This is a genomic window from Streptomyces sp. NPDC008086 (assembly GCF_042957325.1).
Taxonomy (GTDB): Bacteria; Actinomycetota; Actinomycetes; order Streptomycetales; family Streptomycetaceae; genus Streptomyces.
The window spans coordinates 22,963-48,236 of the sequence record NZ_JBIBIA010000016.1 but is presented as its reverse complement, the minus strand read 5'-3'; the positions used below and the strand labels follow the sequence as shown (position 1 = coordinate 48,236).

At 71.5% G+C, this 25,274-nt stretch carries 24 protein-coding genes and 1 riboswitch; of the genes, 17 read left to right on the top strand and 7 right to left on the bottom strand.

Going from position 1 to position 25,274, the window contains the following annotated elements:
• Positions 1-209: 209 nt before the first annotated feature.
• From ACFZBP_RS39000 to ACFZBP_RS38985, 4 genes are all read left to right on the top strand, one after another.
• Complete coding sequence (locus ACFZBP_RS39000) at positions 210-1,562, top strand: M16 family metallopeptidase (RefSeq protein WP_383457086.1); 1,353 nt, start codon at positions 210-212, stop codon at positions 1,560-1,562.
• The gene (locus tag ACFZBP_RS38995; RefSeq protein ID WP_383457089.1) at positions 1,559-2,947 is read left to right on the top strand and encodes a M16 family metallopeptidase; all 1,389 of its coding nucleotides are present in this window, start codon (positions 1,559-1,561) and stop codon (positions 2,945-2,947) included. Before ACFZBP_RS39000 ends, ACFZBP_RS38995 begins: the two co-directional genes overlap by 4 nt.
• Before the next feature lie 235 nt (positions 2,948-3,182).
• Positions 3,183-3,346: riboswitch (cyclic di-AMP (ydaO/yuaA leader) on the top strand.
• Positions 3,347-3,359: 13 nt separating this feature from the next.
• Positions 3,360-4,145: a M23 family metallopeptidase gene (locus ACFZBP_RS38990; protein WP_383457091.1), complete on the top strand. Its 786-nt coding sequence runs from the start codon at positions 3,360-3,362 to the stop codon at positions 4,143-4,145.
• 217 nt (positions 4,146-4,362) lie between these two features.
• Positions 4,363-5,058 carry a GntR family transcriptional regulator gene (locus ACFZBP_RS38985; protein WP_383457096.1) on the top strand — a complete coding sequence of 232 codons (696 nt, stop codon included), beginning with the start codon at positions 4,363-4,365 and terminating at the stop codon, positions 5,056-5,058.
• A 190-nt stretch (positions 5,059-5,248) separates the two neighbouring features.
• Here the strand turns inward: ACFZBP_RS38985 and ACFZBP_RS38980 are convergent, their stop codons facing one another.
• Positions 5,249-5,530, bottom strand: a complete 282-nt coding sequence (locus ACFZBP_RS38980; RefSeq protein ID WP_016432192.1) for an HPr family phosphocarrier protein — start codon at positions 5,528-5,530, stop codon at positions 5,249-5,251.
• A gap of 178 nt (positions 5,531-5,708) precedes the next feature.
• On the opposite strand from ACFZBP_RS38980, the gene ACFZBP_RS38975 reads away from it, so the two are divergent.
• The 4 genes from ACFZBP_RS38975 to ACFZBP_RS38960 are packed head-to-tail and all read left to right on the top strand — an operon-like array spanning position 5,709 to position 11,081.
• Positions 5,709-8,555, top strand: coding sequence for a GNAT family N-acetyltransferase (locus ACFZBP_RS38975; RefSeq protein ID WP_391420717.1), 2,847 nt, complete (start codon positions 5,709-5,711; stop codon positions 8,553-8,555).
• 52 nt (positions 8,556-8,607) lie between these two features.
• Complete coding sequence (locus tag ACFZBP_RS38970) at positions 8,608-9,195, top strand: DUF5998 family protein (RefSeq protein WP_383457101.1); 588 nt, start codon at positions 8,608-8,610, stop codon at positions 9,193-9,195.
• Positions 9,195-10,388 carry an alkaline phosphatase family protein gene (locus tag ACFZBP_RS38965; protein ID WP_391420714.1) on the top strand — a complete coding sequence of 398 codons (1,194 nt, stop codon included), beginning with the start codon at positions 9,195-9,197 and terminating at the stop codon, positions 10,386-10,388. Before ACFZBP_RS38970 ends, ACFZBP_RS38965 begins: the two co-directional genes overlap by 1 nt.
• Before the next feature lie 45 nt (positions 10,389-10,433).
• Positions 10,434-11,081, top strand: a complete 648-nt coding sequence (locus ACFZBP_RS38960) for a thymidine kinase (protein ID WP_391420712.1) — start codon at positions 10,434-10,436, stop codon at positions 11,079-11,081.
• 19 nt (positions 11,082-11,100) lie between these two features.
• Here ACFZBP_RS38960 and ACFZBP_RS38955 read toward each other — a convergent pair whose 3' ends face one another.
• Entirely contained in the window at positions 11,101-11,904 is an 804-nt protein-coding gene (locus ACFZBP_RS38955; protein WP_391420710.1) for a VOC family protein, read from the bottom strand.
• Positions 11,905-12,199: 295 nt separating this feature from the next.
• Between ACFZBP_RS38955 and ACFZBP_RS38950 the strand changes: the two genes are divergently transcribed.
• The gene (locus tag ACFZBP_RS38950; RefSeq protein WP_391420708.1) at positions 12,200-13,051 is read left to right on the top strand and encodes a rhodanese-like domain-containing protein; all 852 of its coding nucleotides are present in this window, start codon (positions 12,200-12,202) and stop codon (positions 13,049-13,051) included.
• 95 nt (positions 13,052-13,146) lie between these two features.
• Here ACFZBP_RS38950 and sepH read toward each other — a convergent pair whose 3' ends face one another.
• The 3 genes from sepH to ACFZBP_RS38935 form a co-directional block, all read right to left on the bottom strand.
• A complete protein-coding gene (sepH, locus tag ACFZBP_RS38945; RefSeq protein ID WP_383457113.1) occupies positions 13,147-14,184 on the bottom strand; it encodes a septation protein SepH in 1,038 nt (345 codons plus the stop codon).
• Between the two features lie 462 nt (positions 14,185-14,646).
• Positions 14,647-15,966 (bottom strand): D-arabinono-1,4-lactone oxidase, encoded by a 1,320-nt coding sequence (locus ACFZBP_RS38940; RefSeq protein ID WP_391420705.1) that lies wholly within the window; start codon positions 15,964-15,966, stop codon positions 14,647-14,649.
• Positions 15,926-17,164 (bottom strand): MFS transporter, encoded by a 1,239-nt coding sequence (locus ACFZBP_RS38935; protein ID WP_391420702.1) that lies wholly within the window; start codon positions 17,162-17,164, stop codon positions 15,926-15,928. The genes ACFZBP_RS38940 and ACFZBP_RS38935 overlap by 41 nt, the downstream gene beginning before the upstream one ends.
• Before the next feature lie 208 nt (positions 17,165-17,372).
• Between ACFZBP_RS38935 and ACFZBP_RS38930 the strand changes: the two genes are divergently transcribed.
• Entirely contained in the window at positions 17,373-18,500 is a 1,128-nt protein-coding gene (locus ACFZBP_RS38930; protein ID WP_391420699.1) for a ferrochelatase, read from the top strand.
• Between the two features lie 8 nt (positions 18,501-18,508).
• Positions 18,509-19,342, top strand: a complete 834-nt coding sequence (locus ACFZBP_RS38925; protein ID WP_383457122.1) for an inositol monophosphatase family protein — start codon at positions 18,509-18,511, stop codon at positions 19,340-19,342.
• A gap of 79 nt (positions 19,343-19,421) precedes the next feature.
• Here ACFZBP_RS38925 and ACFZBP_RS38920 read toward each other — a convergent pair whose 3' ends face one another.
• Positions 19,422-19,595, bottom strand: coding sequence for a hypothetical protein (locus tag ACFZBP_RS38920; protein ID WP_217211399.1), 174 nt, complete (start codon positions 19,593-19,595; stop codon positions 19,422-19,424).
• A gap of 417 nt (positions 19,596-20,012) precedes the next feature.
• Here ACFZBP_RS38920 and ACFZBP_RS38915 point away from each other — a divergent pair, with 417 nt between their 5' ends.
• The 4 genes from ACFZBP_RS38915 to ACFZBP_RS38900 all read left to right on the top strand — a co-directional run bounded on the left by ACFZBP_RS38915 (position 20,013) and on the right by ACFZBP_RS38900 (position 23,550).
• Positions 20,013-20,666, top strand: coding sequence for a response regulator transcription factor (locus tag ACFZBP_RS38915; protein ID WP_007385219.1), 654 nt, complete (start codon positions 20,013-20,015; stop codon positions 20,664-20,666).
• A gap of 6 nt (positions 20,667-20,672) precedes the next feature.
• Complete coding sequence (locus ACFZBP_RS38910; RefSeq protein ID WP_391420695.1) at positions 20,673-21,905, top strand: ATP-binding protein; 1,233 nt, start codon at positions 20,673-20,675, stop codon at positions 21,903-21,905.
• A gap of 405 nt (positions 21,906-22,310) precedes the next feature.
• On the top strand, positions 22,311-22,607 hold the full coding sequence (locus ACFZBP_RS38905; RefSeq protein WP_005481602.1) for a DUF4193 domain-containing protein: 297 nt from the start codon (positions 22,311-22,313) through the stop codon (positions 22,605-22,607).
• A gap of 13 nt (positions 22,608-22,620) precedes the next feature.
• On the top strand, positions 22,621-23,550 hold the full coding sequence (locus ACFZBP_RS38900) for a hypothetical protein (protein ID WP_383457128.1): 930 nt from the start codon (positions 22,621-22,623) through the stop codon (positions 23,548-23,550).
• Positions 23,551-23,567: 17 nt separating this feature from the next.
• On the opposite strand, the gene ACFZBP_RS38895 is transcribed toward ACFZBP_RS38900, so the two are convergent.
• Positions 23,568-24,029 carry a DUF3093 family protein gene (locus ACFZBP_RS38895; RefSeq protein WP_391420692.1) on the bottom strand — a complete coding sequence of 154 codons (462 nt, stop codon included), beginning with the start codon at positions 24,027-24,029 and terminating at the stop codon, positions 23,568-23,570.
• A gap of 111 nt (positions 24,030-24,140) precedes the next feature.
• Here ACFZBP_RS38895 and ACFZBP_RS38890 point away from each other — a divergent pair, with 111 nt between their 5' ends.
• Together ACFZBP_RS38890 and dut are read left to right on the top strand one after the other, a co-directional pair.
• A complete protein-coding gene (locus ACFZBP_RS38890; RefSeq protein ID WP_391420690.1) occupies positions 24,141-24,725 on the top strand; it encodes a hotdog domain-containing protein in 585 nt (194 codons plus the stop codon).
• Positions 24,722-25,273 carry a dUTP diphosphatase gene (gene dut, locus ACFZBP_RS38885; protein ID WP_383457136.1) on the top strand — a complete coding sequence of 184 codons (552 nt, stop codon included), beginning with the start codon at positions 24,722-24,724 and terminating at the stop codon, positions 25,271-25,273. The genes ACFZBP_RS38890 and dut overlap by 4 nt, the downstream gene beginning before the upstream one ends.
• The last annotated feature ends 1 nt before the right edge of the window (position 25,274 follow it).

The following is a 25,274-nucleotide window of genomic DNA, read 5'->3' as shown; positions in this document are numbered from 1 at the left end:
GCGGCGCTCGCGACGACCACGCCCGCGCCGCCGGGCCGCCGCGCCGCCACTGCGGCGCCCGGCGTCCCCGGCCCCCCTTCGCCGCCGTCCGGGCACGGCGTTCCGACCGGGAACTTCGCCGACCCTTCGGACGCTGCATACAGTGGCAGGAACTGAAGCCGAACTGCTCGGCACAACGCAGCGCACGCGACCGGAAGGACACCTTGCCCATGGGTCACACGGCCACACCGGAGGCACAATCCGGCGGCCTCACCGCGACGGAGCACCGCCTGGCCAACGGCCTGCGCGTGGTGCTCTCCGAGGACCACCTCACGCCGGTCGCCGCGGTCTGTCTCTGGTACGACGTCGGCTCCCGCCACGAGGTCAAGGGCCGTACCGGACTCGCCCACCTCTTCGAGCACCTGATGTTCCAGGGATCGAACAGTGTGAAGGGCACGGGCCACTTCGAGCTCGTCCAGGGCGCGGGCGGCTCGCCGAACGGCACCACCAGCTTCGAGCGCACCAACTACTTCGAGACCATGCCCGCCCACCAGCTGGAGCTCGCGCTGTGGCTGGAGGCCGACCGCATGGGCAGCCTCCTGGTGGCGCTCGACGAGGAGGGCCTGGAGAACCAGCGCGACGTCGTCAAGAACGAGCGCCGCCAGCGCTACGACAACGTCCCCTACGGCACGGCGTTCGAGAAGCTGACGGCCCTGTCGTACCCCGACGGCCACCCCTACCACCACACGCCGATCGGCTCGATGGCCGACCTGGACGCGGCCAGCCTGGAGGACGCCCGCGCGTTCTTCCGCACCTATTACGCGCCCAACAACGCCGTGCTGTCGATCGTCGGCGACATCGACCCGGAGCAGACGCTCGCCTGGGTCGAGAAGTACTTCGGCTCCATCCCGGGACACGACGGCAAGCCCGAGCCGCGCGACGGCTCGCTGCCCGACATCATCGGCGAGCAGCTGCGGGAGGTCGTCGAGGAGAACGTTCCCGCGCGCGCGATGATGGCCGCCTACCGGCTCCCGCAGGACGGCACACGTGAGTGCGACGCGGTCGACCTGGCGCTGACCGTCCTCGGCGGGGGCGAGTCCTCCCGCCTCTACAACCGGCTCGTCCGACGCGACCGTACGGCCGTGGCGGCCGGCTTCGGCCTGCTCCGCCTGGCCGGCGCGCCCTCCCTGGGCTGGCTGGACGTGAAGACCTCCGGCGACGTCGAGGTGCCCGTCATCGAGGCGGCCGTCGACGAGGAGCTCGCCCGGTTCGCGGCGGACGGTCCCACCGCCGAGGAGATGGAGCGCGCGCAGGCCCAGCTGGAGCGCGAGTGGCTGGACCGGCTGGGCACCGTCGCGGGCCGCGCCGACGAACTGTGCCGGTACGCCGTCCTGTTCGGCGACCCGCAGCTCGCCTTCACCGCCGTACAGCGCGTCCTCGCCGTCACCGCCGAGGAGGTCCAGGCGGTCGCCAAGGCCCGTCTGCGTCCCGACAACCGCGCGGTGCTGGTGTACGAGCCTGTCGCCGACGAGGCCGAGGACGCGCAAGCCCCCACCGACGAGAACGAGGAGTCGGCGCAGTGACCGAGCTCGCCAGCATGGAGTTCCACCCGCAGCCCCAGGCCGGCGAGGCCCGGCCCTGGGCGTTCCCGGCGCCCGAGCGCGGCGAGCTGGACAACGGCCTGACGGTCCTGCGCTGCCACCGCCCCGGCCAGCAGGTCATCGCCGTCGAGGTCCTCCTGGACACGCCCCTGGACGCCGAGCCGAAGGGCCTGGACGGCATCGCCACGATCATGGCGCGAGCGTTCTCAGAGGGCACCGACAAGCACACCGCCGAGGAGTTCGCCGCCGAGCTGGAGCGCTGCGGCGCCACGCTCGACGCGTACGCCGACCACCCCGGCATCCGCGTCAGCCTCGAGGTGCCCGTCTCCCGGCTGCCGAAGGCGCTGGGGCTGCTCGCCGACGCGCTCAGGGCGCCCGCGTTCGACGACGCCGAGGTCGAGCGCCTGGTGCGCAACCGGCTCGACGAGATCCCGCACGAGCTGGCCAACCCCTCGCGCCGGGCCGCGAAGGAGCTCTCCAGGCAGTTGTTCCCGGCGACCTCGCGCATGTCCCGCCCGCGCCAGGGCACCGAGGACACCGTCGCCGGCATCGACTCCGCGGCCGTACGGGCCTTCTACGAGCGGCACGTACGCCCCGCCACCTCCACCGTCGTGGTTGTCGGCGACCTCACCGGCGTCGACCTCGACGACCTGCTGGGCGACACCCTGGGCGCCTGGACCGGCTCCCCGGCCCAGCCCCGTCCGGTCCCGCCGGTGACCGCGGACGACACCGGTCGCGTCGTCATCGTGGACCGCCCCGGTGCCGTGCAGACGCAGCTGCTGATCGGTCGTGTCGGCCCGGACCGGCACGACCGGGTGTGGCCCGCGCAGGTGCTCGGCACGTACTGCCTCGGCGGCACCCTCACCTCCCGTCTGGACAAGGTCCTGCGTGAGGAGAAGGGCTACACCTACGGTGTGCGCGCGTTCGGCCAGGTCCTGCGCTCCGCACCGGACGGCACGGGCGCGGCCATGCTCGCCATCAGCGGCTCGGTCGACACCCCGAACACCGGTCCCGCGCTGGACGACCTCTGGAAGGTCCTGCGCGGGGTCGCCGGCGAGGGCCTGACCGACGCCGAGCGGGACTTCGCCGTGCAGAACCTCGTCGGAGTGGCCCCGCTGAAGTACGAGACGGCCGCCTCCGTGGCGAACACGCTGGCCGACCAGGTCGAGCAGCACCTGCCCGACGACTACCAGGCGAAGCTGTACCAGCAGCTCGCCGCGACCGGCACCGTCGAGGCCACCGCCGCGGCCGTGAGTGCCTTCCCGGTGGACCGGCTGGTGACGATCCTGGTCGGCGACGCGGCCGCGATCCGCGAGCCCGTCGAGGCCCTCGGCATCGGCGAAGTCACCGTCGTGACAGCCGAGTAGACCGTCGTGACGGCCGAGTAGAAGGCGGCACCCCGCCGGACGACGGCACGCGCGCGTAAGGGGCCCTGGTGACTTCCAACTCACCAGGGCCCCTTTATGCCCGAATTGGGGGAGAGGTTGCCTGTCTGGCCTGTGGGATGCGCTACAAAAGCCGCGATCCGTTTGGGGATTGAAAGTCGCCCCGCTTAGCGTCTTCCGGGCTGTTCGTCAGGCAGTGCGCCGCGCCCGCGGCACCGGACAGTCATCGCCGAGTCCCCGTACGGCGCGAGCCAGGGGAGCCGGGGACCCGCCCGTAGTCCCTGGGGTGAATCGGACGCCCGCGCAGCCGCGAGGGGGCCCGTAGGAGACCTTCCTGCTCCGAACCCGTCAGCTAACCCGGTAGGCGAGAAGGAAGGAAAGGATCAGCCACTACATGGCGTTCACCTGCGCCACCGGGAAGAACCGCGCCTCCGGGAAGCACCGTCGCCCCGGCCGGTTCGAGCGCACCACCGCCCGCGCGGCGGGCGTCGCCGCGCTCACCGCCACCGGCGTCATAGGCACCCTGGCCGCCCCGGCGCTCGCCGCCGAACCCGCCGTCGAGCAGACCGGCCTCATCCCCGTCATCAGCGTCGACGACACGCTCGCCGACCAGATCGACGCCCAGGCCGCCGCCCAGAAGCAGGCCGCCCAGGAGGCGGCGGCCCGCAAGCAGGCCGCCGAGGAGGCCGCGCGCAAGAAGGCGGCCGAGAAGGCCAAGCAGGAGCGCGAGGCCAAGGAGCGCGCCGCCCGCGAGGCCGAGCGCAAGCGCCTGCTGTCCTACGTCGCCCCGATCTCCGGCTCGTACGTCTCCACCGGCTACAAGACCGGCGGCGCCGTCTGGTCCTCCGGCAGCCACACCGGCGTCGACTTCCACGCCGCCAGCGGCACCTCCGTCCACGCCGTCGGCTCCGGCACCGTCGTCGAGGCCGGCTGGGGCGGGTCGTACGGCAACAACATCGTGATCAAGATGAACGACGGTACGTACACCCAGTACGGCCACCTGTCGTCCATAGGCGTCTCGGTCGGCCAGACCGTCACGCCGGGCCAGCAGATCGGCCTGTCCGGCGCCACCGGCAACGTCACCGGACCGCACCTGCACTTCGAGGCCCGCACGACCGCCGAATACGGCTCCGACATCGACCCCGTCGCCTACCTCCGCTCGCACGGCGTGAACGTCTGACGCCTCCCGCGCCCCACCCGAGGCCCGCTTCCCGCAGCTGAGCCTCCCCGAAGCCCCGGCTCCCGAGCCGGGGCTTTCGGCGTTTCTAGGACGATCGGCTGACCAAAAAATATCCATGGATTCCGGCCCGCCGTCGGAAATTCCGGCCGGTTGCAATAGAGTCACTGAACACACGTCATTCGTCGACGTTTCACGGGGATTAAGGCGGAGGTCGGTCATGCGTATTCCGGCGCACTCGGTATGCACCGCGATCCGGGACGACATCGTCGCCGGCGTCTACGAGCGCGGCGGCCGGCTCACCGAGGAACTCCTCGCACGCCGCTACGGCGTCTCCCGCGTCCCCGTGCGCGAGGCCCTGCGCACCCTGGAGGCGGAGGGCTTCGTGGTGACCCGGCGGCACGCGGGCGCGTGCGTCGCCGAACCGACCGAGCAGGAGGCCGCCGACCTGCTGGAGATGCGCACCCTGCTGGAGCCGCTCGGCGCCGCCCGGGCCGCCCAGCGGCGCACCGAGGCCCATCTGAAGGTCCTGCGCGGCCTGGTCAGGCTGGGCCAGGAGCGGGCCAGGAGGGGCAACAGCGAGGATCTGCGCTCGCTGGGCGGCTGGTTCCACGAGACGCTGGCCCAGGCCTCCGGAAGCCCCGCGCTGGCCTCGACGCTGACCCAGCTGCGCCACAAGATCGCCTGGATGTACTCGGTGGAGGCGCCGGTCAACCCCGTGGAGTCCTGGGCCGAGCACGGCGCGATCGTGGACGCGGTGGCGCGCGGTGACGGTGAGCGCGCCCGGGGTGTCACGGCCCTGCACGCAGAGCGTGCGATGAGCGCGCACCGGCTGCGGTTCGGCTCCGGCGGGGATCGCGCCGAGCGTGTGAGGAATTCGCAACATCCCGTAAACATGCCGAGCCTGCGGCATTAACACGGGCGCCGTATACAAAGAGGAGATATTCGGCGGCGGTCTATTTCCGCTGCCCTTTTCGGGTGTGTCGCCAATTCCTCCTGTCGCCTCTCCCCGGAAATGCCTCCGCCTGCCCGAAACAGCGAAGCCGCGCCCGCCGAAAAGGCAGACGCGGCTTCACCGATTTGTCGGGGAGTCCCGCTCAGGTCCTTCAGACCGTCTCGGGCAGCTCCTCGAGACCCTCGGAGACCAGCTTCGCCAGCCGGTCGAGGGCGGCGTCCGCACCCTCGGCGTCGGAGGCGAGGACGATCTCCTCGCCGCCCTGGGCGCCCAGGCCCAGCACGGCGAGCATGGAGGCCGCGTTGACGGGGTTGCCGTCGGCCTTGGCGATCGTCACCGGGATACCTGCGGCCGTGGCGGCCCGGACGAAGATGGAAGCGGGGCGGGCGTGAAGGCCCTCGGCCCAGCCGACGTTGACGCGGCGCTCAGCCATGTGATGCTGCCCTTCGGTGTTCAGGGTTGTCTAGACCAGTTTCCCACACCCGTGAAGCCCGCCGGGAGGGACAAAACGTCCCTCCCGAGGTGACCGTCGGGTCGCGGCCTCGACCCGACATACGTCCTCCACAGACTGCCTCGCGCCGTTGTCGTACGCGAGCCGTACTCTGGGCCCCATGCAGAGCGCCTCGGACCGGCACGAGTACCCCGCCCACTGGGAAGCCGACGTGGTGCTGCGCGACGGCGGCACCGCACGCATCCGCCCCATCACCGTTGATGACGCCGAGCGCCTGGTCAGCTTCTACGAGCAGGTGTCGGACGAGTCGAAGTACTACCGCTTCTTCGCGCCCTACCCGCGACTGTCCGCGAAGGACGTCCACCGCTTCACGCACCACGACTTTGTGGACCGGGTGGGACTCGCGGCCACGGTGGGCGGCGAGTTCATCGCCACCGTACGCTACGACCGGATCGGCGCCGACGGAATGCCCGCGTCCGCCCCGGCCGACGAGGCCGAGGTCGCCTTCCTCGTCCAGGACGCCCACCAGGGCCGAGGCGTCGCCTCCGCGCTGCTCGAACACATCGGCGCCGTCGCCCGCGAGCGTGACATCCGTCGCTTCGCCGCCGAGGTGCTGCCGGCCAACACCAAGATGATCAAGGTGTTCACGGACGCCGGATACACGCAGAAGCGCAGCTTCGAGGACGGCGTCGTACGCCTGGAGTTCGACCTGGAGCCGACGGACCGCTCGCTCGCCGTGCAGTACGCGCGCGAGCAGCGCGCCGAGGCCCGGTCCGTACGCCGCCTGCTGGTACCCGGCTCGGTCGCCGTCATCGGCGTCGGCCGCGCCCCCGGAGGCGTGGGCCGCAGCGTCCTCGGCAACATCAGGGACGCGGGCTTCACGGGACGGCTGTACGCGGTGAACAGGGCGTTCCCTCAGGACCTCAAGGAGGTCGACGGGGTCCTGGCGCACCGCTCGATGCGGGACATCGACGAGCAGGTCGATCTCGCGGTGGTCGCCGTACCCGCCGAGTACGTCCCCGACGTGGTCGCCGAGTGTGGCGAGCACGGCGTGCAGGGTCTGGTCGTGCTCTCCGCCGGGTACGCCGAGAGCGGGCCCGACGGCCGGGAGCGGCAGCGCGAACTCGTCCGGCAGGCGCGCGCGTACGGCATGCGCATCATCGGGCCGAACGCCTTCGGGATCATCAACACCTCCGCCGACGTACGACTCAACGCCTCCCTGGCACCCGAGATGCCCCGCCCCGGCCGGATCGGCCTGTTCGCCCAGTCCGGCGCGATCGGCATCGCCCTGCTGTCCCGGCTGCACCGGCGCGGCGGTGGCGTGACCGGAGTCACCGGCGTGTCGACCCTCGTCTCGTCCGGCAACCGCGCCGACGTGTCCGGCAACGACGTCCTGCAGTACTGGTACGACGACCCGGACACCGACGTCGTGCTGATGTATCTGGAGTCCATCGGCAACCCCCGCAAGTTCACCCGCCTCGCCCGGCGCACGGCGGCCGCGAAGCCGCTGGTCGTGGTCCAGGGCGCACGGCACGGCGGCGCGGCGCCCCAGGGCCATGCCGTACGGGCCACCCGGCTGCCGCACGCCACGGTGTCCGCGCTGCTGCGGCAGGCCGGCGTGATCCGCGTGGACACGATCACCGAGCTCGTGGACGCGGGCCTGCTGCTCGCCCGCCAGCCGCTGCCGGCCGGCCCGCGCGTGGCGATCCTCGGGAACTCCGAGTCGCTGGGCCTGCTGACCTACGACGCCTGCCTCTCCGAAGGGCTGCGGCCGTTGCCGCCGCTGGATCTGACGACCGGGGCGTCGGCGGCCGACTTCCACGAGGCGCTGTCGCACGCGTTGGCCGACGAGACGTGCGACGCGGTCGTCGTCACCGCCATCCCGGCGATCGGGGGCGCCTCGACCGGCGACGCGGAGCTGGCGGAGGCGCTGCGCTCGGCGGCGGAGCGGGTCCCGGGCAAGCCGGTGCTGGTGGTGCACGTCGAGCTCGGCGGGCTCGCGGAGGCCCTGTCGGCCGCGGCGAGCACCGCACCGCAGGCGGCCACCACGGCGCCCGGCATCGCGAACCGGGCCCACCCCTTCCGCCCCCTGGACTTCCCGGCCGACCCCCCGCCCGCCCCGACCGACACCGCCGACGGCGCCCCTCGGCTCATCCCCGCCTACCCAGCAGCCGAGCGAGCCGTCCGCGCCCTCGCCGAAGCCGTCAAGTACTCCCAGTGGCGGCGCGAGGCGGCCGACCCCGGCCGGGTGCCCGAGTACGACGACATCGACGAGAAGGGCGCCGCCCGGCTGATCGGCGGGCTCCTCGCGCGCGGGCAGGGGCTCACGCTCGGCACGGACGAGACCGCCGACCTGCTCGGCAAGTACGGCATCCAGGTCCACCGCGCCCTGCACGCCCCCACCCCCGACGCGGCCGCCGACGCCGCCCGCACCCTCGGCTACCCCGTCGCCCTCAAGGCCACCGCCCCCCATCTGCGGCACCGCGCCGACCTTGGTGGCGTCCGGCTCGATCTCGCGGACGAGGAGCAACTGCGGCGGGCGTACGCCGAGTTGACCGAACTGTTCGGCACACCGGAGGAGCTGCGGCCGGTCGTGCAGGGCATGGCGCCGCGCGGCGTCGACACCGTCGTACGGGCCGTGATCGACCCGGCCGCCGGTGCCGTGCTGTCCTTCGGGCTCGCCGGGGCCGCCTCCCAGCTGCTCGGCGACATGGCGCACCGGCTCATCCCGGTCACCGACCGCGAGGCCACCTCGATCATCCGCTCGATCCGGACGGCACCGCTTCTGTTCGGCTGGCGCGGCTCCAAGCCCGTGGACACCCCAGCTCTGGAGGAACTGCTGCTGCGGGTGTCGCGGCTGGTCGACGACCACCCCGAGGTCGTCGCGGTCACCCTGGAGCCGGTCGTCGTCGCCACCCACGGCCTGAGCGTGCTCGGCGCCTCCGTCCGCCTCGCCCCGCCGCCCGCCCGCGACGACCTCGGACCGAGGACCCTGCCCTCGTACTGAGACCGCCCTGAGCGGTGCCTCGCAGTCAGTGCGCCCCCGTAGGATGGGCCTCATGGCCAAGACCAGTACGACGACCCAGGGGCTGCGTGCGGCGATCGAGCGCAGCGGCTACTACCCGGCCCTCGTGGCCGAGGCGGTGGAGGCCGCCGTGGGCGGCGAGCCCATCCGGTCGTACCTGGTCCACCAGGAGACGACGTTCGACCAGAACGAGGTGCGGCGGCATGTCACCGTCCTCGTCCTCACCGGCAACCGGTTCATCGTCAGCCACACCGACGAGCAGGCCGCGGACAGCACCTCCCCGACGCCGTACGCCACCACCTCCACCGAGTCGGTCAAGATCGGTCGGATCTCGTCGGTCGTCGTCAGCCGTGTCGTCGCCAACCCGGAGCAGTACAAGCCGGGCACGCTGCCCCGCGAGGTCGTGCTGACCATCGGCTGGGGCGCCGTCTCCCGTATCGACCTGGAGCCAGCGGCCTGCGGCGACCCCAACTGCGAGGCCGACCACGGCTACACCGGCAGCTCGACGGCCGACGACCTCAGCCTCCGGGTCAGCGAGGCCGGTGACGGCCCCGAGACCGTCCGCCAGGCCCTCGCCTTCGCCCAGTCGCTCTCCGAGGCGACCGCGGACCTCACTCGCTGATGGCGCAGTTCACCGCCTGGGAATCCCACCCGGAACCCCTCGCCGTCCACTCCGCGCCCGTCCCCGAGTACGGCAGCGGCTCGCTCGCCGACCTGCTGCCCACGCTGGCCGCCGGCATGGGCGTACCGGAGACGACCGCCGCGATCCCCGAACTGACCGCCACCGACCGCAACTGCGTGTTCCTGATCGACGGACTCGGCTGGGAGCAGCTCAGGGCGCACCCCGAGGACGCGCCGTTCATGACCTCGCTCCTGAGCAGCTCGCGCGGCGGCACCGGACGCCCCATCACCGCTGGCTACCCGGCGACCACCGCGACCTCCCTCGCCTCCGTCGGCACCGGTCTGCCGCCCGGCGCGCACGGCCTGCCCGGATACACCGTGCGCAACCCCGAGACCGGCGAGCTGATGAACCAGCTGCGCTGGAACCCGTGGACGTCACCGCGCGTCTGGCAGCCGTACCCCACCGTCTTCCAACTGGCACAGCAGGCGGGCGTGCACGCCGCCCAGGTGTCCTCGCCCACCTTCCAGAACACCCCGCTGACCAAGGTCGCACTCAGTGGCGGAACGTTCCTCGGGCGGCTGACCGGCGAGGACCGCATGGACCTCGCCGCCGAGCAACTGGCCGCCGGCGACCGCTCCCTGGTCTACACGTACTACGCCGAACTCGACGGCGCCGGCCACCGCTACGGCGTCGACTCCGACACCTGGCGCGGCCAGCTCATGTACGTCGACCGGCTCGTCCAGCGCCTCGCCGAACAGCTGCCGCCGCGCAGCGCGCTCTACGTCACCGCCGACCACGGCATGATCGACGTGGCCTTCGACGAGGAGCACCGCATCGACTTCGACGAGGACTGGGAGCTGCGCGCGGGCGTCGCCCTGCTGGGCGGCGAGGGCCGGGCCCGGCACGTCTACGCGGTGCCGGGCGCCGCGGGCGACGTGCTGACCTGCTGGCGCGAGGTGCTCGGCGAGCAGTTCTGGGTGGCCTCCCGGGACGAGGCGATCGAGGCGGGCTGGTTCGGGCCGCGGATCGACGAGCGGGTGTACGACCGGATCGGCGACGTGATCGCGGCCGCGCGCGACGACGTCCTGATCATCGCGTCCGAACGGGAGCCGAAGGAGTCGGCGATGGTCGGCAACCACGGTTCGATGACCCCCGCCGAGCAGCTGGTCCCCCTGCTCGAAGTACGCTCCTGACGACTCCCCCCGTTCTCCTCGCTGCCGAAAGGTGCTCAACTCAACATGCCCGAGCTGGTGTTCTTCTCCGGAACCATGGACTGCGGGAAGTCGACGCTGGCCCTCCAGATCGAGCACAACCGTTCGGCGCGCGGCCTCCAAGGCATGATCTTCACCCGTGACGACCGGGCCGGCGAGGGCAAGCTGTCGTCGCGGCTCGGCCTGGTCACGGACGCGGTGGAGGTCGAGGACGGCCAGGACCTGTACGCGTATCTCGTCGACCACCTCTCGCAGGGCGGCCGCGCGGACTACGTCATCGCCGACGAGGCCCAGTTCCTGGTGCCGGAGCAGATCGACCAACTCGCCCGCGTCGTCGACGACCTGAGCATCGACGTCTACGCCTTCGGCATCACGACTGACTTCCGCTCCAAGCTGTTCCCCGGCTCCCAGCGCCTGGTGGAACTGGCCGACCGGGTCGAGGTACTCCAGGTCGAGGCGCTGTGCTGGTGCGGCGCCCGCGCAACCCACAACGCCCGCACGATAGGCGGCGAGATGGTGGTCGAGGGCGCCCAGGTCGTCGTCGGCGACGTCAACCAGGCGGACGCCGTCGGCTACGAGGTCCTGTGCCGCCGCCACCACCGACGCCGTATGACGGCCGCCAGCGCCCGGGCGGCGGCGCTGTCCCCGGACGTCCTCCCGGTGCAGCCGGTCTGAGAAGCGCCCCGGGCCCCGGTCAGCGCGGGTTCTGGAGCAGCGAGAACCGGGCACCCTCCGGGTCGGCCACCGTCGCCACCCGGCCGTGCTCGCTGTCGTGGGCCGGTTCGAGGACATGACCGCCGAGGTCGGCGACCCGCGCCACCGACTCGTCCGTGTCGGCGACCTCGAAGTACGTCATCCAGTGCGGACCCCGGTCGCGCGGCAGGGCATTGCCCACACCGTGGATACCGGCGACCGGCCGGCCGTCGATGTGCAGGGTCACGTAGTCGAAGTCGGCGGAGACCACCGGCGCCTCCTCGTAGGCGAAGACGGTCTCGTAGAACTTGGCGACGTTGACCGACTCGAAGGTCAGCAACTCGTTCCAGGCCGGGGTGCCGGGCACGCCGGTGATGGCCGTGCCCCGGTGCTCCGCGCCCTGCCAGATGCCGAAGACCGCGCCGGAGGGGTCCGAGCAGATCGCCATCCGGCCGGCCTCGCCGGCGTCCAGCGGGCCCACGCCGACCGTGCCGCCGCACAGCCGTACGGTGTCGGCGGTCAGGCCCGCGTCGTTCGAGGCGAGGTACGGCGTCCAGGCGATGGGGAGGTGACGGTCGGGCGGCAGCTGGCCGATGCCGGCCACCTCCTGGCCGTTCAGCAGGGCCCGCACATAGGGGCCGAGCTGCTGGGGACCGGGCTGGAACTCCCAGCCGAACAGCGCCCCGTAGAACTCCTGGGTCGCGGCCGGCCCGTGCACCATCAGACTCACCCAGCAGGGCGTGCCGGGCGTGTGCCGAGCGTGCGTCTCGCCGTGCGGGCCGGCCGACCCCCGTGCCTCGGTCATCGTCACTCTCTCCTCGGCCCCTCGCGGTGGCCGCGTCGCTTCCGCTGTCCGCCCCCGTGCCGATGCTCGCACCACCCGCGGCCACGCGCGCCGCGGGCACGCCGCCGCGCGACGGCAGCTGCCCGGAGGATGCCGGGTGTGCGATTTACGGCCCGTTTCCGTGCGATTGCCGATGGATGTCCATCGGCTGTACAGCATGTGCCTGATCCCGTACGCCTCGTGATCGGACCTGTCCGGCCGAGCAGAGTAGCCGGACCTCGACCAGGGGGCCACCCCGTGCGCAAGGATGGTGACCATGAACGCCATCATCTCCGCATCCGAACTCGCGAGCGAACTGGCGGGCGAGAACCCGCCGGTGCTCCTCGACGTCCGCTGGCAGCTCAGCCTGGCCAAGTCGGCAGGTGAGCCGCCGTTCGACGGCCGGGCCGAGTACGAGGCCGGGCACCTCCCCGGAGCGGTCTACGTCGACCTGGACCGGGAGCTGGCCTCCGCACCCGGCGCGCACGGACGCCACCCGCTGCCGGACTTGGCCGAATTCGGTGCGGCGATGCGCCGCTCGGGCGTGTCGTCCGGGACGCCGGTGGTCGTGTACGACGGCGGACAGGGCTGGGCCGCGGCCCGGGCGTGGTGGCTGCTGCGCTGGACGGGGCACCCCGACGTGCGGGTCCTCGACGGCGGGTTGCCCACCTGGGTGGGACCGCTGGAGACGTCCGTACCGACTCCGGCGGAGGGCGATTTCGAGCCCGCCCCGGCGACGACGGGCCTTCTCGACGCCGACGGCGCCGCCGCGCTCGCCCGCTCCGGGCTGCTGCTGGACGCGCGGGCGGGGGAGCGGTACCGCGGCGAGGTGGAGCCGATCGACCGGGTCGGCGGCCACATCCCGGGCGCCGTCTCCGCGCCCACGAACGAGAACATCGGCCCCGACGGCCGCTTCCTGTCCGCCGAGGAACTCGCGGACCGCTTCAAGTCGCTCGGCGCCTCCGAGGGCACGGAGATCGGCGTGTACTGCGGCTCAGGTGTCTCCGCCGCCCACCAGGTGCTGGCCCTGGCGGCCGCGGGGATCCCCGCGGCGCTGTACGTCGGTTCGTGGTCGGAGTGGTCCTCGGACCCGTCCCGGCCGGTGGCCGTGGGGCCGGACCCGCAGTAGGGCGGCACAGCACGAGGGCCGCGTCGCGACCGACGCGGCCCTCGTCCTCGTACGGCCGCGTCCACAGCCGCACGACCGACTACTGATCCCGCTGCCTACTCCTGCTTCTTCCTGCGCGTCCCGAACACGATCTCGTCCCAGCTGGGGACGGCCGCTCGGCGGCCGGGGCGGACGCCGTCGGCTTCGGCCTGACGGTCCGTCGCGCCGATCAGGCGGTCGCGGTGGCTGCCGACGGAGCGGGGCATGAGCACGTCCGCGTAGGCGGAACCGGCTGAGGCGGCCGGGGCGGGAGGTTCCTCCGTGACCGGTTCGGCCGGGGGTTCTTCCTCTTCGGGCTCCGACGGGCGTTCCGGCACCACCAGGTCACCGCGGAAGCTGGGCACCGCTTCCAGCAGGCTGGTCAGCGAGTCCCGTTCCTCCGCGGTCTCCTCGGCGGGTTCGGAGGCCTGGGCCGGCAGGCTGGGCCGCGCCGTGTCGAGGGCGCGGTCCATCGAACGCTCGCGCGGAAGCCGGGCGATACGCGGCACGAACGGGAAGCTGGGCTCGGGCGCGGCGAGGTCCTCGGACTCACCGATCAGCGAGCGCGCCTCCTCGTCGACGGCCTGCACGAGCCGCCGGGGCGGGTCGTACGTCCAGCTCGCCGAGTGCGGTTCGCCCGCCACCATGTAGACCAGCAGCACTTCCCAGGTGCCGTCGTCGCGGCGCCACGAGTCCCACTGCACGGTGTCCTTGTCGGCGCCGCGCAGCAGCAAGCGCTCCTGGACGGCCTCGCCGAGCTGCGGACCGGCGGCGTTCTCGCCGGGCCGGCGGACGGGAGTTTTACGGGCCCTTTCGGCCATGAACGCGCGCTCGGCGAGGACGGGGCCCTCGAAGCGGCGGACGCGGTCGACGGGGATGCCGGCGAGTTGGGCGACCTCTTCCGCGGTCGCACCAGCCCTTATACGCGCCTGGATGTCGCGGGGGCGGAGATGGCTCTCCACCTCGATCTCGATCTGGCCGAGGCGGGGACGGTCGCCGCGCACGGCGGCGCGCAGGCGTTCGTCGATCGGAAGGGTGTACTCCGTCGCGTCGGCAGCCTTCAGCACCAGCCGTGTGCCGTCATTGGAGACGGCCACGACACGCAGTTCGGGCATGGGGACCTCCCGGGTGGTGCCTGCCGACGTCACGTGCGTCGCTGCTTCCGCTAGTCGAGTGTGGCCTGCCCGGGTGCAGCCTGCCACAACCTTGCCGAGTTGCCCGGCGTGTCGGGCGCGGGCCCTGGATCGCCGTTATGGCACGGTTACCTATTCGCAACGCTAAGTGACCAACTCCGTCACCCTGTGCAACTAGCCCCCTCCCGGCGGTCCTTGAAGGCCACGGACACCCAGGCGGGAGACCGGACCCAGGGCTCGCAACAGTACTCCATTTGGGCCACGTGCGTGGATTGGCACGCCGCCCAACTTCTGGCAAGAAGCGTGACTCAGCCGTCGGTTGAGCGGTTTTCGGATCTTGGACGTGGCGTACTTCACCCAATCCGCAGAAACGGAACCGATGGATTCCGCCATTCGTCGCGGAGGCCGCGGTTCGGCCGGATCTGTTCGGCCGCGTCCGGTCGGCTAGGCCCCCAACACCCGCCGCAGGTAGTCGTTCTGGAACCGGCGGTCCGGGTCCAGCCGGTCCCGCAGCTCCGTGAACTCGCCGAAGCGCGGGTACACCTGCGCGAGGTACTCGGCGTCCCGCGTGTGCACCTTGCCCCAGTGCGGCCGCCCCTCGTGCGCCGTGAGGATCCGCTCGGCGGCGGTGAAGTACCGCTGGAACGGGGTGCCCTTGACCATGTGGACGGCGATGTACGCGCTGGCACGGCCCGAGGCGGTGGAGAGGGTGATGTCGTCGGCGGGCGCGGTGCGCACCTCGACCGGGAAGCTGACCCTGAGGCCGGAGCGGTCGACCATGGCCTTCAGCTCGCGCAGCGTCTCGACGACGGCCTCGCGCGGGACGGCGTACTCCATCTCCACGAAACGCACCCGGCGCGGCGATGTGAAGACCTTGTAGGGGATGTCGGTGTACGTCCGCGCGGACAGGGCCTTGCTGGAGACCTGGGCGATGGCGGGGATCATGGCGGGCACCGCGCGGCCCACCCACTGGGCGACCTGGAAGACGCCGTTGGAGAGGAACTCGTCCTCCAGCCACCCCTGGAGCTGCGGCACCGGCTTCTCCGGGCCCGCGCTGCGGTTGTTGCGCTTGGTGTTGGTGTTGCCGGTGTGCGGGAACCAGTAGAACTCGAAGTGCTCGTTCTCCGCCCACAGTTCGTCGAAGTCCGCGAGGACCCGGTCGAACGGCATCGGCTCCTCGCGCGCGGAGAGCAGGAAGAGGGGCTCCACGGCGAACGTGATCGCGGTGACGACGCCCAGGGCGCCGAGGCCGATCCGGGCGGCCGCGAAGACCTCGGGGTTCTCCTTCTCGGAGCAGGTCAGCACCGAGCCGTCCGCGGTGACCAGCTCCAGTGCCCTGATCTGGGCGGCGATCGACGCCGAGTCGCGGCCCGTGCCGTGCGTGCCGGTGCTGGTGGCGCCGGAGACCGTCTGCTCCATGATGTCACCCATGTTGGTGAGCGACAGACCCTCACGGGCCAGGGCCATGTTGAGCCGCTTGAGCGGGGTGCCGGCCTCGACCGTGACCGTCATGGCGTCCCGGTCGACATTGCGTATGCCGGTCAAGAGTTGAGGGTGGATCAACACACCGTCGGTCGCGGCGACGGACGTGAACGAGTGCCCGCTGCCGACCGCCTTCACCGGAAGGCCGTCCTCGGCGGCCCGGCGTATCTCCGCGGCCAGTTCCTCGACGGAGGCCGGAGTGACCTCGCGCGCGGGGCGGGCGGAGATATTGCCGCCCCAGTTACGCCACGTGCCGTTCCTGCCGCTCGCTGTGCTGCTCAACGGTGCCTCCCCGACGCGGAGCCGGCCTGCTGAGCCGGCGGTACCCCAGGAAACCGACCGCGACCGCGACGGCCCCGGACACCGCCGGAACCCCGTACCCGGCGTCCGCGCCGGCGGCGTCGATCACCCAGCCGGCCGCGGAGGAGCCGAGCGCGACCCCGACCGCGAGCCCGGTGCTCACCCAGGTCATGCCCTCGGTCAGTTGCGCGCGTGGTACGTGCTCTTCGATCAGGGACATGGTGGTGATCATCGTGGGAGCGACGGCCATGCCCGAGACGAACAGCGCCACGGCCAGAAGCGGCAAGTTTCCGACCAGTAGGAGGGGGATCATACTCACGGCCATCGCGCATATGCCCAGCAGCCAGCGAGGTTCGGGCGCCCCCTTGAAGCGCAGCAGCCCGAAGACCAGGCCCGCCCCGCAGGAGCCCGCCGCGTACAGCGCGAGGACCACGCTCGCGGCGCCCTTGTGTCCCTGCTCGTCCGCGAAGGCCACCGTGACCACGTCGACGGAGCCGAAGATCGCGCCGGTCGCCACGAAGGTCGCCACCAGGACCTGGAGCGCCGGGGCCTTCAGGGCCGAGCGGCCGCCCTGCTTCTCCCGCGGATGCGGCGCCGGCTCGGTGGCCCGCTGGGCGGTCAGCCAGAAGACACCGACCGCTAGGAAGCACCCGGCGAGCAACGGCCCGGCCTCCGGGAACCACGCCGTGGACAGGCCGATGGAGATGATCGGCCCGAAGATGAAGCACACCTCGTCGATCACGGACTCGAACGAGTACGCCGTGTGCAGTTGCGGTGTGTCCCGGTACAGCGCGGCCCAGCGGGCACGCGTCATCGCCCCGACGCTGGGCACACAGCCGATGCCGACGCAGGCCACGAACAGCACCCAGTCCGGCCACCCGTAGTGCGCGGCGAACAGCAGCAGGGCCCCCGCCACGAGCGAGATCAGCGTCGCCGGACGCAGCACCCGCCGCTGCCCGTACTGGTCGACCAGCCGTGAGACCTGCGGACCCGCCACCGCGGCGGCCAGCGCGATGGTGGCCGACAGGGCGCCGGCGAGGCCGTACCGCCCGGTCAGCTGGGAGACCATCGTGACCACGCCGATGCCCATCATCGACAGCGGCATCCGGCCGAGGAAGCCCGCGGCGGAGAAGCCCTTGGTGCCGGGGGCGGCGAACAGGGCGCGGTAGGGGCTCGGCACGGGGGTCTCCGGTCAGGCGGGAGCAGCGGCGCTGCGGGCGAAGGGCGTCAGGGTGGTGACGGTGGTACGGGGGTCGCTCGTAAGGCGTGAGGACAGCCGATACAGCTTACGAGTCAGGTGACCCTCACGCACAGGCCGGAGGTGACGGGAACCGGGGTGGTCACCCCACCGTTTCCCGGCTGTCAGTACCGGATGACAGGATCGATCCATGCCAGACGTGCGCGATGCCACCCCCTACGACGCCCTGCTCCTGCTCTCCTTCGGCGGCCCCGAGGGCCCGGACGACGTGATCCCCTTCCTGGAGAACGTCACTCGGGGCCGGGGCATCCCCAAGGAACGCCTGAAGGAAGTCGGCGAGCACTACTTCCTGTTCGGCGGCGTCAGCCCCATCAACGACCAGAACCGCGCCCTGCTGGACGCCCTCCGCAAGGACTTCGCCGAGCACGGCCTGGATCTGCCGATCTACTGGGGCAACCGCAACTGGGCGCCCTACCTGACGGACACCCTGCGCGAGATGGTCGCCGACGGCCGCCGCCGCATCCTCGTCCTGGCCACCAGCGCCTACGCCTCCTACTCGGGCTGCCGCCAGTACCGCGAGAACCTCGCCGACTCGCTCGCCGCCCTCCAGGCCGAGGGCCTGGAGCTGCCGAGGGTCGACAAGCTGCGGCACTACTTCAACCACCCCGGCTTCCTGGAGCCGATGATCGACGGGGTCCTCGCCTCCCTCGCCGACCTCCCCGAGGACGTCCGGGACGGCGCCCACATCGCGTTCTCGACCCACTCGATCCCGAACGCCTCGGCGGACACCTCCGGCCCCGTCGAGGACCACGGCGAGGGCGGCGCGTACGTCGAGCAGCACCTGGACGTGGCCCAGCTGATCGCCGACGCCGTCCGCGAGCGCACCGGCGTCGACCACCCCTGGCGGCTCGTCTACCAGTCCCGCTCCGGCGCCCCGCACATCCCGTGGCTCGAGCCCGACATCTGCGACCACCTGGAGGAGCGCCACTCGGCCGGCGTTCCGGCGGTGGTGATCTCGCCCATCGGGTTCGTCTCCGACCACATGGAGGTCCTCTACGACCTCGACACCGAGGCCAAGGCCAAGGCCGAGGAGCTGGGGCTGCCGATGCGCCGCTCGGCCACCGTCGGCGACGACCCGCGGTTCGCCGCCGCCATCCGCGACCTCGTCCTGGAGCGCGCGGCCGTGGAGCGCGCGGAGGAGGTCACGCCCTGCGTCCTCGGCGGGCTCGGCGCGAGCCACAACCTCTGCCCGGTGGGCTGCTGCCCGGCCCGCGCGCCCAGGCCCGCCGCGGCGGGCGCCGACAGCCCCTACGCGTGAGGAACCCCGTGACCGACGTGAGTGACGCACCCGACCCCCTGCACGCGCAGCTGCTCGAACTGGCCCAGGAGGCCGCTCGCCGCGCGGGAGAGCTGCTGCGCGACGGCCGTCCGGCCGACCTCGCCGTCGCGGCGACCAAGTCGAGCCCGATCGACGTGGTCACCGAGATGGACATCGCGGCGGAGAAGCTGATCACGACCCTGATCTCCGAGCACCGCCCGGACGACGGCTTCCTCGGCGAGGAGGGCGCCTCCACCGAGGGCACGAGCGGCGTCCGCTGGGTGATCGACCCCCTGGACGGCACGGTCAACTACCTCTACGGACTGCCCACCTGGTCCGTCTCCATCGCCGCCGAGCGGGACGGCGAGACGGTCGTCGGCGTCGTCGCCGCCCCGATGCGCGGCGAGACGTACCACGCGGTGCGCGGCGGCGGCGCCTGGGCCAGGGGAGCGTGGGAGGGCGAGCGCAGGCTCGGCTGCCGCCCCGCGGCCCCCCTGGAGCAGGCCCTGGTCTCCACCGGCTTCAACTACGTCACCGAGGTCCGCACCCACCAGGCCGACGTCGCCCAGCGGCTGATCCCGCTCCTGCGCGACATCCGCCGCGGCGGCTCGGCCGCGATCGACCTCTGCGACCTGGCCGCGGGCCGCCTGGACGGCTACTACGAGCGAGGGCTCAACGCCTGGGACGTGGCCGCGGGGGACCTGATCGCACGGGAGGCGGGAGCGTTGACGGGCGGGCGGCCGGGGGAGCGGCCCTCACGCGATCTGACGGTGGCTGCCACGCCGGGGGTATTCGAACCGCTCCAGCGGCTGTTGGAGGAGTTCGGAGCCTGGCACGACTGACGCGCGCCCTTGCGGCTCTCGCGGCAGCAGGCCCCCGGCGCTGGATTCGCCGGGGGCCTGCTGTTGGTCTGCGCGTTGGTCAGACGCTGGACGCGCCGACTTCCACACCGTGTTCGGCGGCGAGACGGCGCAGGTCGTCGAGCTCGCCCTGCTCCACCTCGACGAGGAAGTCGTCGCCCTCGTCACGAGCCCGCGTCAGGTCGGTCTCGGTCGCCCTTATGCGCTGCAGAAGTCCTGCGGTGAATGCGTCCATGCTGCGCCCCCTCGTCCTGGGTCGTGGGTCGATGGCACGGGGGTGTGCCGTTCGGAAGGGACGATCACGTCTCCGGTGGATGCCCAGCGCTGCCCAGGCCGGGCGGCGACGGTGCCGGACACCCACACCCGCTCTGCGGAAAGCGGATCGCCTTGTGCCGCTTGGTGTCGCGGCACAAGCAGAGCGTGATCGCGGGGTGTACATGCCGTCCTCCCCCCGCTCTCTTCCGCGGAAACCTCAACCGGAAGAGAAAATCTCGCATTCCCGGGCTTCATACCTGTCCCTCATGGGCCGCTCACCCGTCTTACCGCCGACTTATGACCGAAAAGGGCAGGATGGAGGCCGAGACACCCGACGAACCCCTGCCCGCGAGCGAGGACCAGCGCTACGCGGGTGGACACAGGAAGGACAAGCGACGTGCGCGTACTCGTCGTCGAGGACGAGCAACTGCTCGCCGATGCGGTGGCCACCGGACTGCGCCGGGAGGCCATGGCCGTCGACGTCGTGTACGACGGTGCGGCCGCCCTGGAGCGCATCGGCGTCAACGACTACGACGTGGTCGTGCTCGACCGCGACCTCCCGCTGGTGCACGGCGACGACGTGTGCCGCAAGATCGTCGAGCTGGGCATGCCCACGCGCGTGCTGATGCTCACGGCCTCCGGCGACGTCAGCGACCGCGTCGAAGGGCTGGAGATCGGCGCCGACGACTACCTCCCCAAGCCCTTCGCCTTCAGCGAGCTGACGGCACGCGTACGTGCCCTCGGCCGCCGTACGAGCGTGCCGCTGCCGCCCGTCCTGGAGCGCGCCGGCATCAAGCTCGACCCCAACCGCCGCGAGGTCTTCCGCGACGGCAAGGAGGTGCAGCTCGCCCCGAAGGAGTTCGCCGTCCTGGAGGTGCTGATGCGCAGCGAGGGCGCGGTCGTCTCCGCGGAGCAGCTGCTGGAGAAGGCCTGGGACGAGAACACCGACCCGTTCACCAACGTGGTCCGGGTGACCGTCATGACGTTGCGCCGCAAACTGGGAGAGCCGCCGGTGATCGTCACCGTGCCCGGTTCCGGCTACCGGATCTGATGCCTCATGGCTGCTGCACCCGCGCCTCCCCAGACGCCCCCGAAACCCACCTGGGACCCCCGGAAGGCCGAGCCCGTCTTCCCGTGGCTGCGCCCCACCATCCGGATACGGCTCACGCTGCTGTACGGCGGCATGTTCCTGATCGCCGGGATCCTGCTGCTGTCGATCATCTACCTGCTGGCGGCTCAGGCGCTGCACGTGGGCAGCGATCTGCCCTTCAAGATCGCGGAGGGCAAGGTCACCAGCAATGTCTGCGACCTGCCGTCGAGCGCCACCCCCGAGGTGTTCAACGACGCGATGAACTCCTGCGTCAACGAGCAGCGCCGGCACGCCCTGGACGATCTGCTCAGCCGATCCCTCCTGACCCTCCTCGGCCTCGCCGTCATCGCCTTCGCCTTCGGCTACGCCATGGCCGGCCGGGTGCTGTCGCCGCTGGGCCGGATCACCCGGACCGCGCGTGCGGTGGCGGGCTCGGACCTGTCCCGGCGTATCGAACTGGACGGCCCGGACGACGAGCTGAAGGAGCTCGCCGATACGTTCGACGAGATGCTGGAGCGATTGCAACGGGCCTTCACCGCGCAGCAGCGCTTCGTGGGTAACGCCTCGCACGAGCTGCGCACCCCGCTCGCGATCAACCGCACGCTCCTCGAGGTGCATCTGTCCGACCCGGGCGCGCCGGTGGAGCTCCAGCAGCTCGGCAAGACCCTGCTGGCCACCAACGAGCGCAGCGAGCAGCTCGTGGAGGGCCTGCTGCTGCTCGCCCGCAGCGACAACCAGATCGTCGAGCGCAAACCGGTGGACCTCGCGGAGGTGGCCGAGCAGGCCGTCGACCAGGTGCACGCGGAGGCGCAGGCCAAGGGCGTCCTGATCCGCGGCGAGCAGAAGCACGCCGTCGTCCAGGGCAACGGCGTACTGCTGGAGCGGATCGCGCTGAACCTCGTGCAGAACGCCGTCCGGTACAACGTCCCGGAGGGCGGCTGGGTCGAGGTGACCACCGACGTCCAGCACGGGCAGGCGGTGCTGATCGTCGCCAACACCGGGCCGGTGGTGCCGGCGTACGAGATCGACAATCTGTTTGAGCCGTTCCGGCGGTTGCGCACGGAGCGGACGGGCAGTGACAAGGGCGTGGGCCTGGGGCTGTCCATCGTGCGATCGGTGGCGCGGGCGCACGGCGGGCACATTTCGGCACAACCACGGGAAGGCGGCGGTCTTGTGATGCGGTTCGCGCTGCCGATCTGAGATCATGTGCGCCGACACTCGGCAGGTACTCGGGGATGTTCGCTTTGCGCAGAATTTTCTGGGCACTCTGCGAACACCCACGTGTGTGATCGATCACAGGGGCGGTTTTCCGGCCATCTACTCTCCGTGATCATGGAGCCTGTCGGAAAGCCGGGAAAATCCGGGTTTTCGAGGGTCTTGATCACGGGAAGTACACGGTGAGACGCCTTTGAACTGCGGCATTAGGACCGTGTACGGTCCCGTTCGCCATCCAAGCCGATCACTCTTGAGGAGTCCGGTTGGGTGTCGATTGAGTAACAGACCTTGATGTGAGGCAAAATCTCCGCCTCGGGTCGGGCACAAGTCCGGCCTCTCACGCGTTACGTGCGCTGGAGACACCGCAGACACCCAGAGGGGGAGAGCGACATGGCAACGGATTACGACACCCCACGCAAGACCGACGACGACGTCGACTCGGACAGCCTTGAAGAGCTGAAGGCCAGGCGGAACGACAAGTCGACGTCCGCAGTGGACGTCGACGAGTTCGAGGCCGCCGAAGGCCTGGAGCTGCCCGGCGCGGACCTCTCCAATGAGGAGCTGGCCGTCCGGGTGCTGCCGAAGCAGCAGGACGAGTTCACCTGCATGAGCTGCTTCCTGGTGCACCACCGCAGCCAGCTGGCCCGGGAGAAGAACGGTCAGCCGATCTGCCGCGACTGCGACTGAGGTCGGGTCGGGCATGACTGGCTCGACCCCTCCTTGGAAGCGCCGCTCCCGGCGGTCGGGAGCGGACGAAGGGCCGTCCGGCGGCCCGTACGGCGCGCGTGACGACGAGCGGGGCTCATCCGGTACGGGAGCCTCGCTCGAACCGGTGTCCGGGACAGACCTCCCGGCGCCCGTGACGGTTCCCGCGCCCGTGACCAGACGGCGGGCCGCGGCGATCCGGCAGAAGGCCCGGGAAGGCGTCCGTAAGGGCGGCAGCCGCGCCAGGGCAGGTCTCGGGTACCTGGCGGACCGGATCATCGAGAACGCCCCGCGGATCCCCGTACGCGACCTCGCGACCCTTCGCCGGCAGTTCCCCGGCCTCGGGCCGGAGCAACTCGCCGACAAGCTCGTGGCGGGCGCGGCGAACGCGAGCTCGACGGTCGGCGCTGGAGTCGGTGCGGCGGCGATGCTGCCCGTGCCACCCGCGATGCCGACGGAGCTGGCCGCCGAGATCACCGGTGTCGCGGCGATCGAGCTGAAGCTGATCGCCGAACTGCACGAGGTGTACGGCGTACGCCCGCCCGGGAACCTCAAGGCCCGCAGCACCGCGTATCTGACCTCGTGGTCCGAGGAACGCGGCATCGACCCGATGAAGCCGGCGACGATAAACGCCGCTCTCGGGGGGCAGATGAAGCGCGAGCTGCGTCAGCAGATCATGAAGCGCACCGTCCGCAACCTGCCGAACCTGATGCCCTTCATGGTGGGGGCCGCCGTCGGCGCGGTCATGAACCGCCGGGACACCAAGAGACTCGCGGCACGCGTGCGTGCGGACCTGCGCAAGGTCGGGGTGCCCTGGGACGAGCTGCCCCAACTGCCGCCCCTGGAAAGCCCGGAGCGACCGCTGGAGATGGGCGAGATCGTGCGGGACCTCGGGCGCGGGACGCTCGGCGATCCGGAACGGTGAAGGCCCGCTCTGGTGTGCTAGGCCGAGGCCTTCGCCGCCACGATCGCCTCCGCCAGCCGCTCCGGCTCACGGGTCGACAGGTAGAGGTACGGCGTCGGGTCCTCCGGATCGGTGACCTCCACGCGCAGGGCCGTGGGGATGTAGGCGCGCAGCAGCAGGAAGGCGCGGGTGTCGGCCTTGTAGGTGCGCCAGGCGCGGGCCTCCTCGGCGTCCATGACATGTGCCTCGCCCAGGGCCCGCACCGGGATCTTCGCCTCGCCGGCGATCAGTGAACCGCCCACCACCCGGATGCGCAGCGAGCCGTACGAGCTGGCCACGACGGCCGCCGCGGCGGTGCCGCCGACCAGGCCGCCGAGCATGGGCAGCGTGCCGAACGGCAGAAGGATCAGGGCGAGGGAGACCCCGACCAGGAACGAGATCAGCCACCAGGAGCGGGGGGCGGTGAGTCGTTCGTCGTACGGGGCGGCGGAGAGCTGCATGGAGCCAAGCTTGGCACGGTGTCCGATTGCCGCCCGAGTCAGGGGGCCGGTGCGAAGCGCCGTCAGGCAGGGCGGCGGTGGGAGACGGGCGGGCGGGTAAGGTCTGCGGCTGTGAGTGGTACTTCAGCGGCTCTCAAGCCTCCGGTCGACGCCGTGAAACCGGCCCGTCACCCCGATGCTCCCGCACCGGGTGAGCTCCTCGGCGCGCACTACGGCGAGTGCTTCGGCTGCGGTGGCGAGCAGGCCCATGGGCTGCACCTGGAGGCCCGGGCCGGGGACGCCGTCAGCATCACGGCCGAGTTCACCGTGCAGCCCGCCCATCAGGGCGCGCCTGGTCTTGCGCACGGTGGGGTCCTCGCGACCGCCCTCGACGAGACCCTCGGCTCGCTGAACTGGCTGCTGCGCACCATCGCCGTGACCGGGCGGCTGGAGACCGACTTCGTGCGGCCCGTGCCGGTGGGCACGGTGCTGTATCTGGAGGCCGAGGTGACGGCGGTGGCGGGCCGCAAGATCTACTCCACCGCAACCGGACGGATCGGCGGCCCCGACGGGCCCGTCGCCGTCCGTGCCGACGCCCTCTTCATCGAGGTGAAGGTCGACCACTTCATCGACAACGGCCGCCCGGAGGAGATTCGGGCCGCCATGAACGACCCGGACCAGGTCCGGCGTGCCCGTGCCTTCGAGGTGAACCCGTGAGCCGTGCCCCCTTGGACGTGCTGATCAGGCGCGTCGACCCGGACGTACCGCTGCCCGCGTACGCGCACCCCGGTGACGCGGGAGCGGACCTGCGCACCACCGAGGGGCGCGAGCTGAAGCCGGGGGAGCGGGCCGTACTGCCCACCGGGGTGTCTGTAGCCCTCCCGGAGGGGTACGCGGCGTTCGTGCACCCCCGGTCCGGTCTCGCCGCCCGCCTAGGTGTCGCCCTCGTGAATGCCCCGGGGACGGTTGATGCCGGGTACCGTGGGGAGATCAAGGTGATCGTGGTGAATCTCGACCCGCATGAGACCGTGCGGTTCGAGCGCTTCGACCGGATTGCCCAACTGGTCGTCCAGCAGGTCGAGAGGGTCCGCTTCCAGGAGGTCGCGGAGCTTCCCGATTCGGCACGGGCCGCAGGGGGCTTCGGGTCCACCGGCGGGCATGCCGCCGTGGGCGGTACAAGCGATACAAGCGGTGAGGCCGCCGATGGCGGCGCAACGGGTGGGAATCGATACGCTTCGGTCGTATCCGACCGGGAAGGACAGTGAC

Bases quoted from the DNA above. Each gene is read 5' to 3' on its own strand.
- ACFZBP_RS39000 (WP_383457086.1), top strand. From the start codon at position 210: ATGGGTCACACGGCCACACCGGAGGCACAATCCGGCGGCCTCACCGCG.
- ACFZBP_RS38990 (WP_383457091.1), top strand. From the start codon at position 3,360: ATGGCGTTCACCTGCGCCACCGGGAAGAACCGCGCCTCCGGGAAGCAC.
- ACFZBP_RS38985 (WP_383457096.1), top strand. From the start codon at position 4,363: ATGCGTATTCCGGCGCACTCGGTATGCACCGCGATCCGGGACGACATC.
- ACFZBP_RS38980 (WP_016432192.1), bottom strand. From the start codon at position 5,530: ATGGCTGAGCGCCGCGTCAACGTCGGCTGGGCCGAGGGCCTTCACGCC.
- ACFZBP_RS38975 (WP_391420717.1), top strand. From the start codon at position 5,709: ATGCAGAGCGCCTCGGACCGGCACGAGTACCCCGCCCACTGGGAAGCC.
- ACFZBP_RS38970 (WP_383457101.1), top strand. From the start codon at position 8,608: ATGGCCAAGACCAGTACGACGACCCAGGGGCTGCGTGCGGCGATCGAG.
- ACFZBP_RS38965 (WP_391420714.1), top strand. From the start codon at position 9,195: ATGGCGCAGTTCACCGCCTGGGAATCCCACCCGGAACCCCTCGCCGTC.
- ACFZBP_RS38960 (WP_391420712.1), top strand. From the start codon at position 10,434: ATGCCCGAGCTGGTGTTCTTCTCCGGAACCATGGACTGCGGGAAGTCG.
- ACFZBP_RS38955 (WP_391420710.1), bottom strand. From the start codon at position 11,904: ATGACCGAGGCACGGGGGTCGGCCGGCCCGCACGGCGAGACGCACGCT.
- ACFZBP_RS38950 (WP_391420708.1), top strand. From the start codon at position 12,200: ATGAACGCCATCATCTCCGCATCCGAACTCGCGAGCGAACTGGCGGGC.
- sepH (WP_383457113.1), bottom strand. From the start codon at position 14,184: ATGCCCGAACTGCGTGTCGTGGCCGTCTCCAATGACGGCACACGGCTG.
- ACFZBP_RS38930 (WP_391420699.1), top strand. From the start codon at position 17,373: ATGCCAGACGTGCGCGATGCCACCCCCTACGACGCCCTGCTCCTGCTC.
- ACFZBP_RS38920 (WP_217211399.1), bottom strand. From the start codon at position 19,595: ATGGACGCATTCACCGCAGGACTTCTGCAGCGCATAAGGGCGACCGAG.
- ACFZBP_RS38910 (WP_391420695.1), top strand. From the start codon at position 20,673: ATGGCTGCTGCACCCGCGCCTCCCCAGACGCCCCCGAAACCCACCTGG.
- ACFZBP_RS38905 (WP_005481602.1), top strand. From the start codon at position 22,311: ATGGCAACGGATTACGACACCCCACGCAAGACCGACGACGACGTCGAC.
- ACFZBP_RS38900 (WP_383457128.1), top strand. From the start codon at position 22,621: ATGACTGGCTCGACCCCTCCTTGGAAGCGCCGCTCCCGGCGGTCGGGA.
- ACFZBP_RS38895 (WP_391420692.1), bottom strand. From the start codon at position 24,029: ATGCAGCTCTCCGCCGCCCCGTACGACGAACGACTCACCGCCCCCCGC.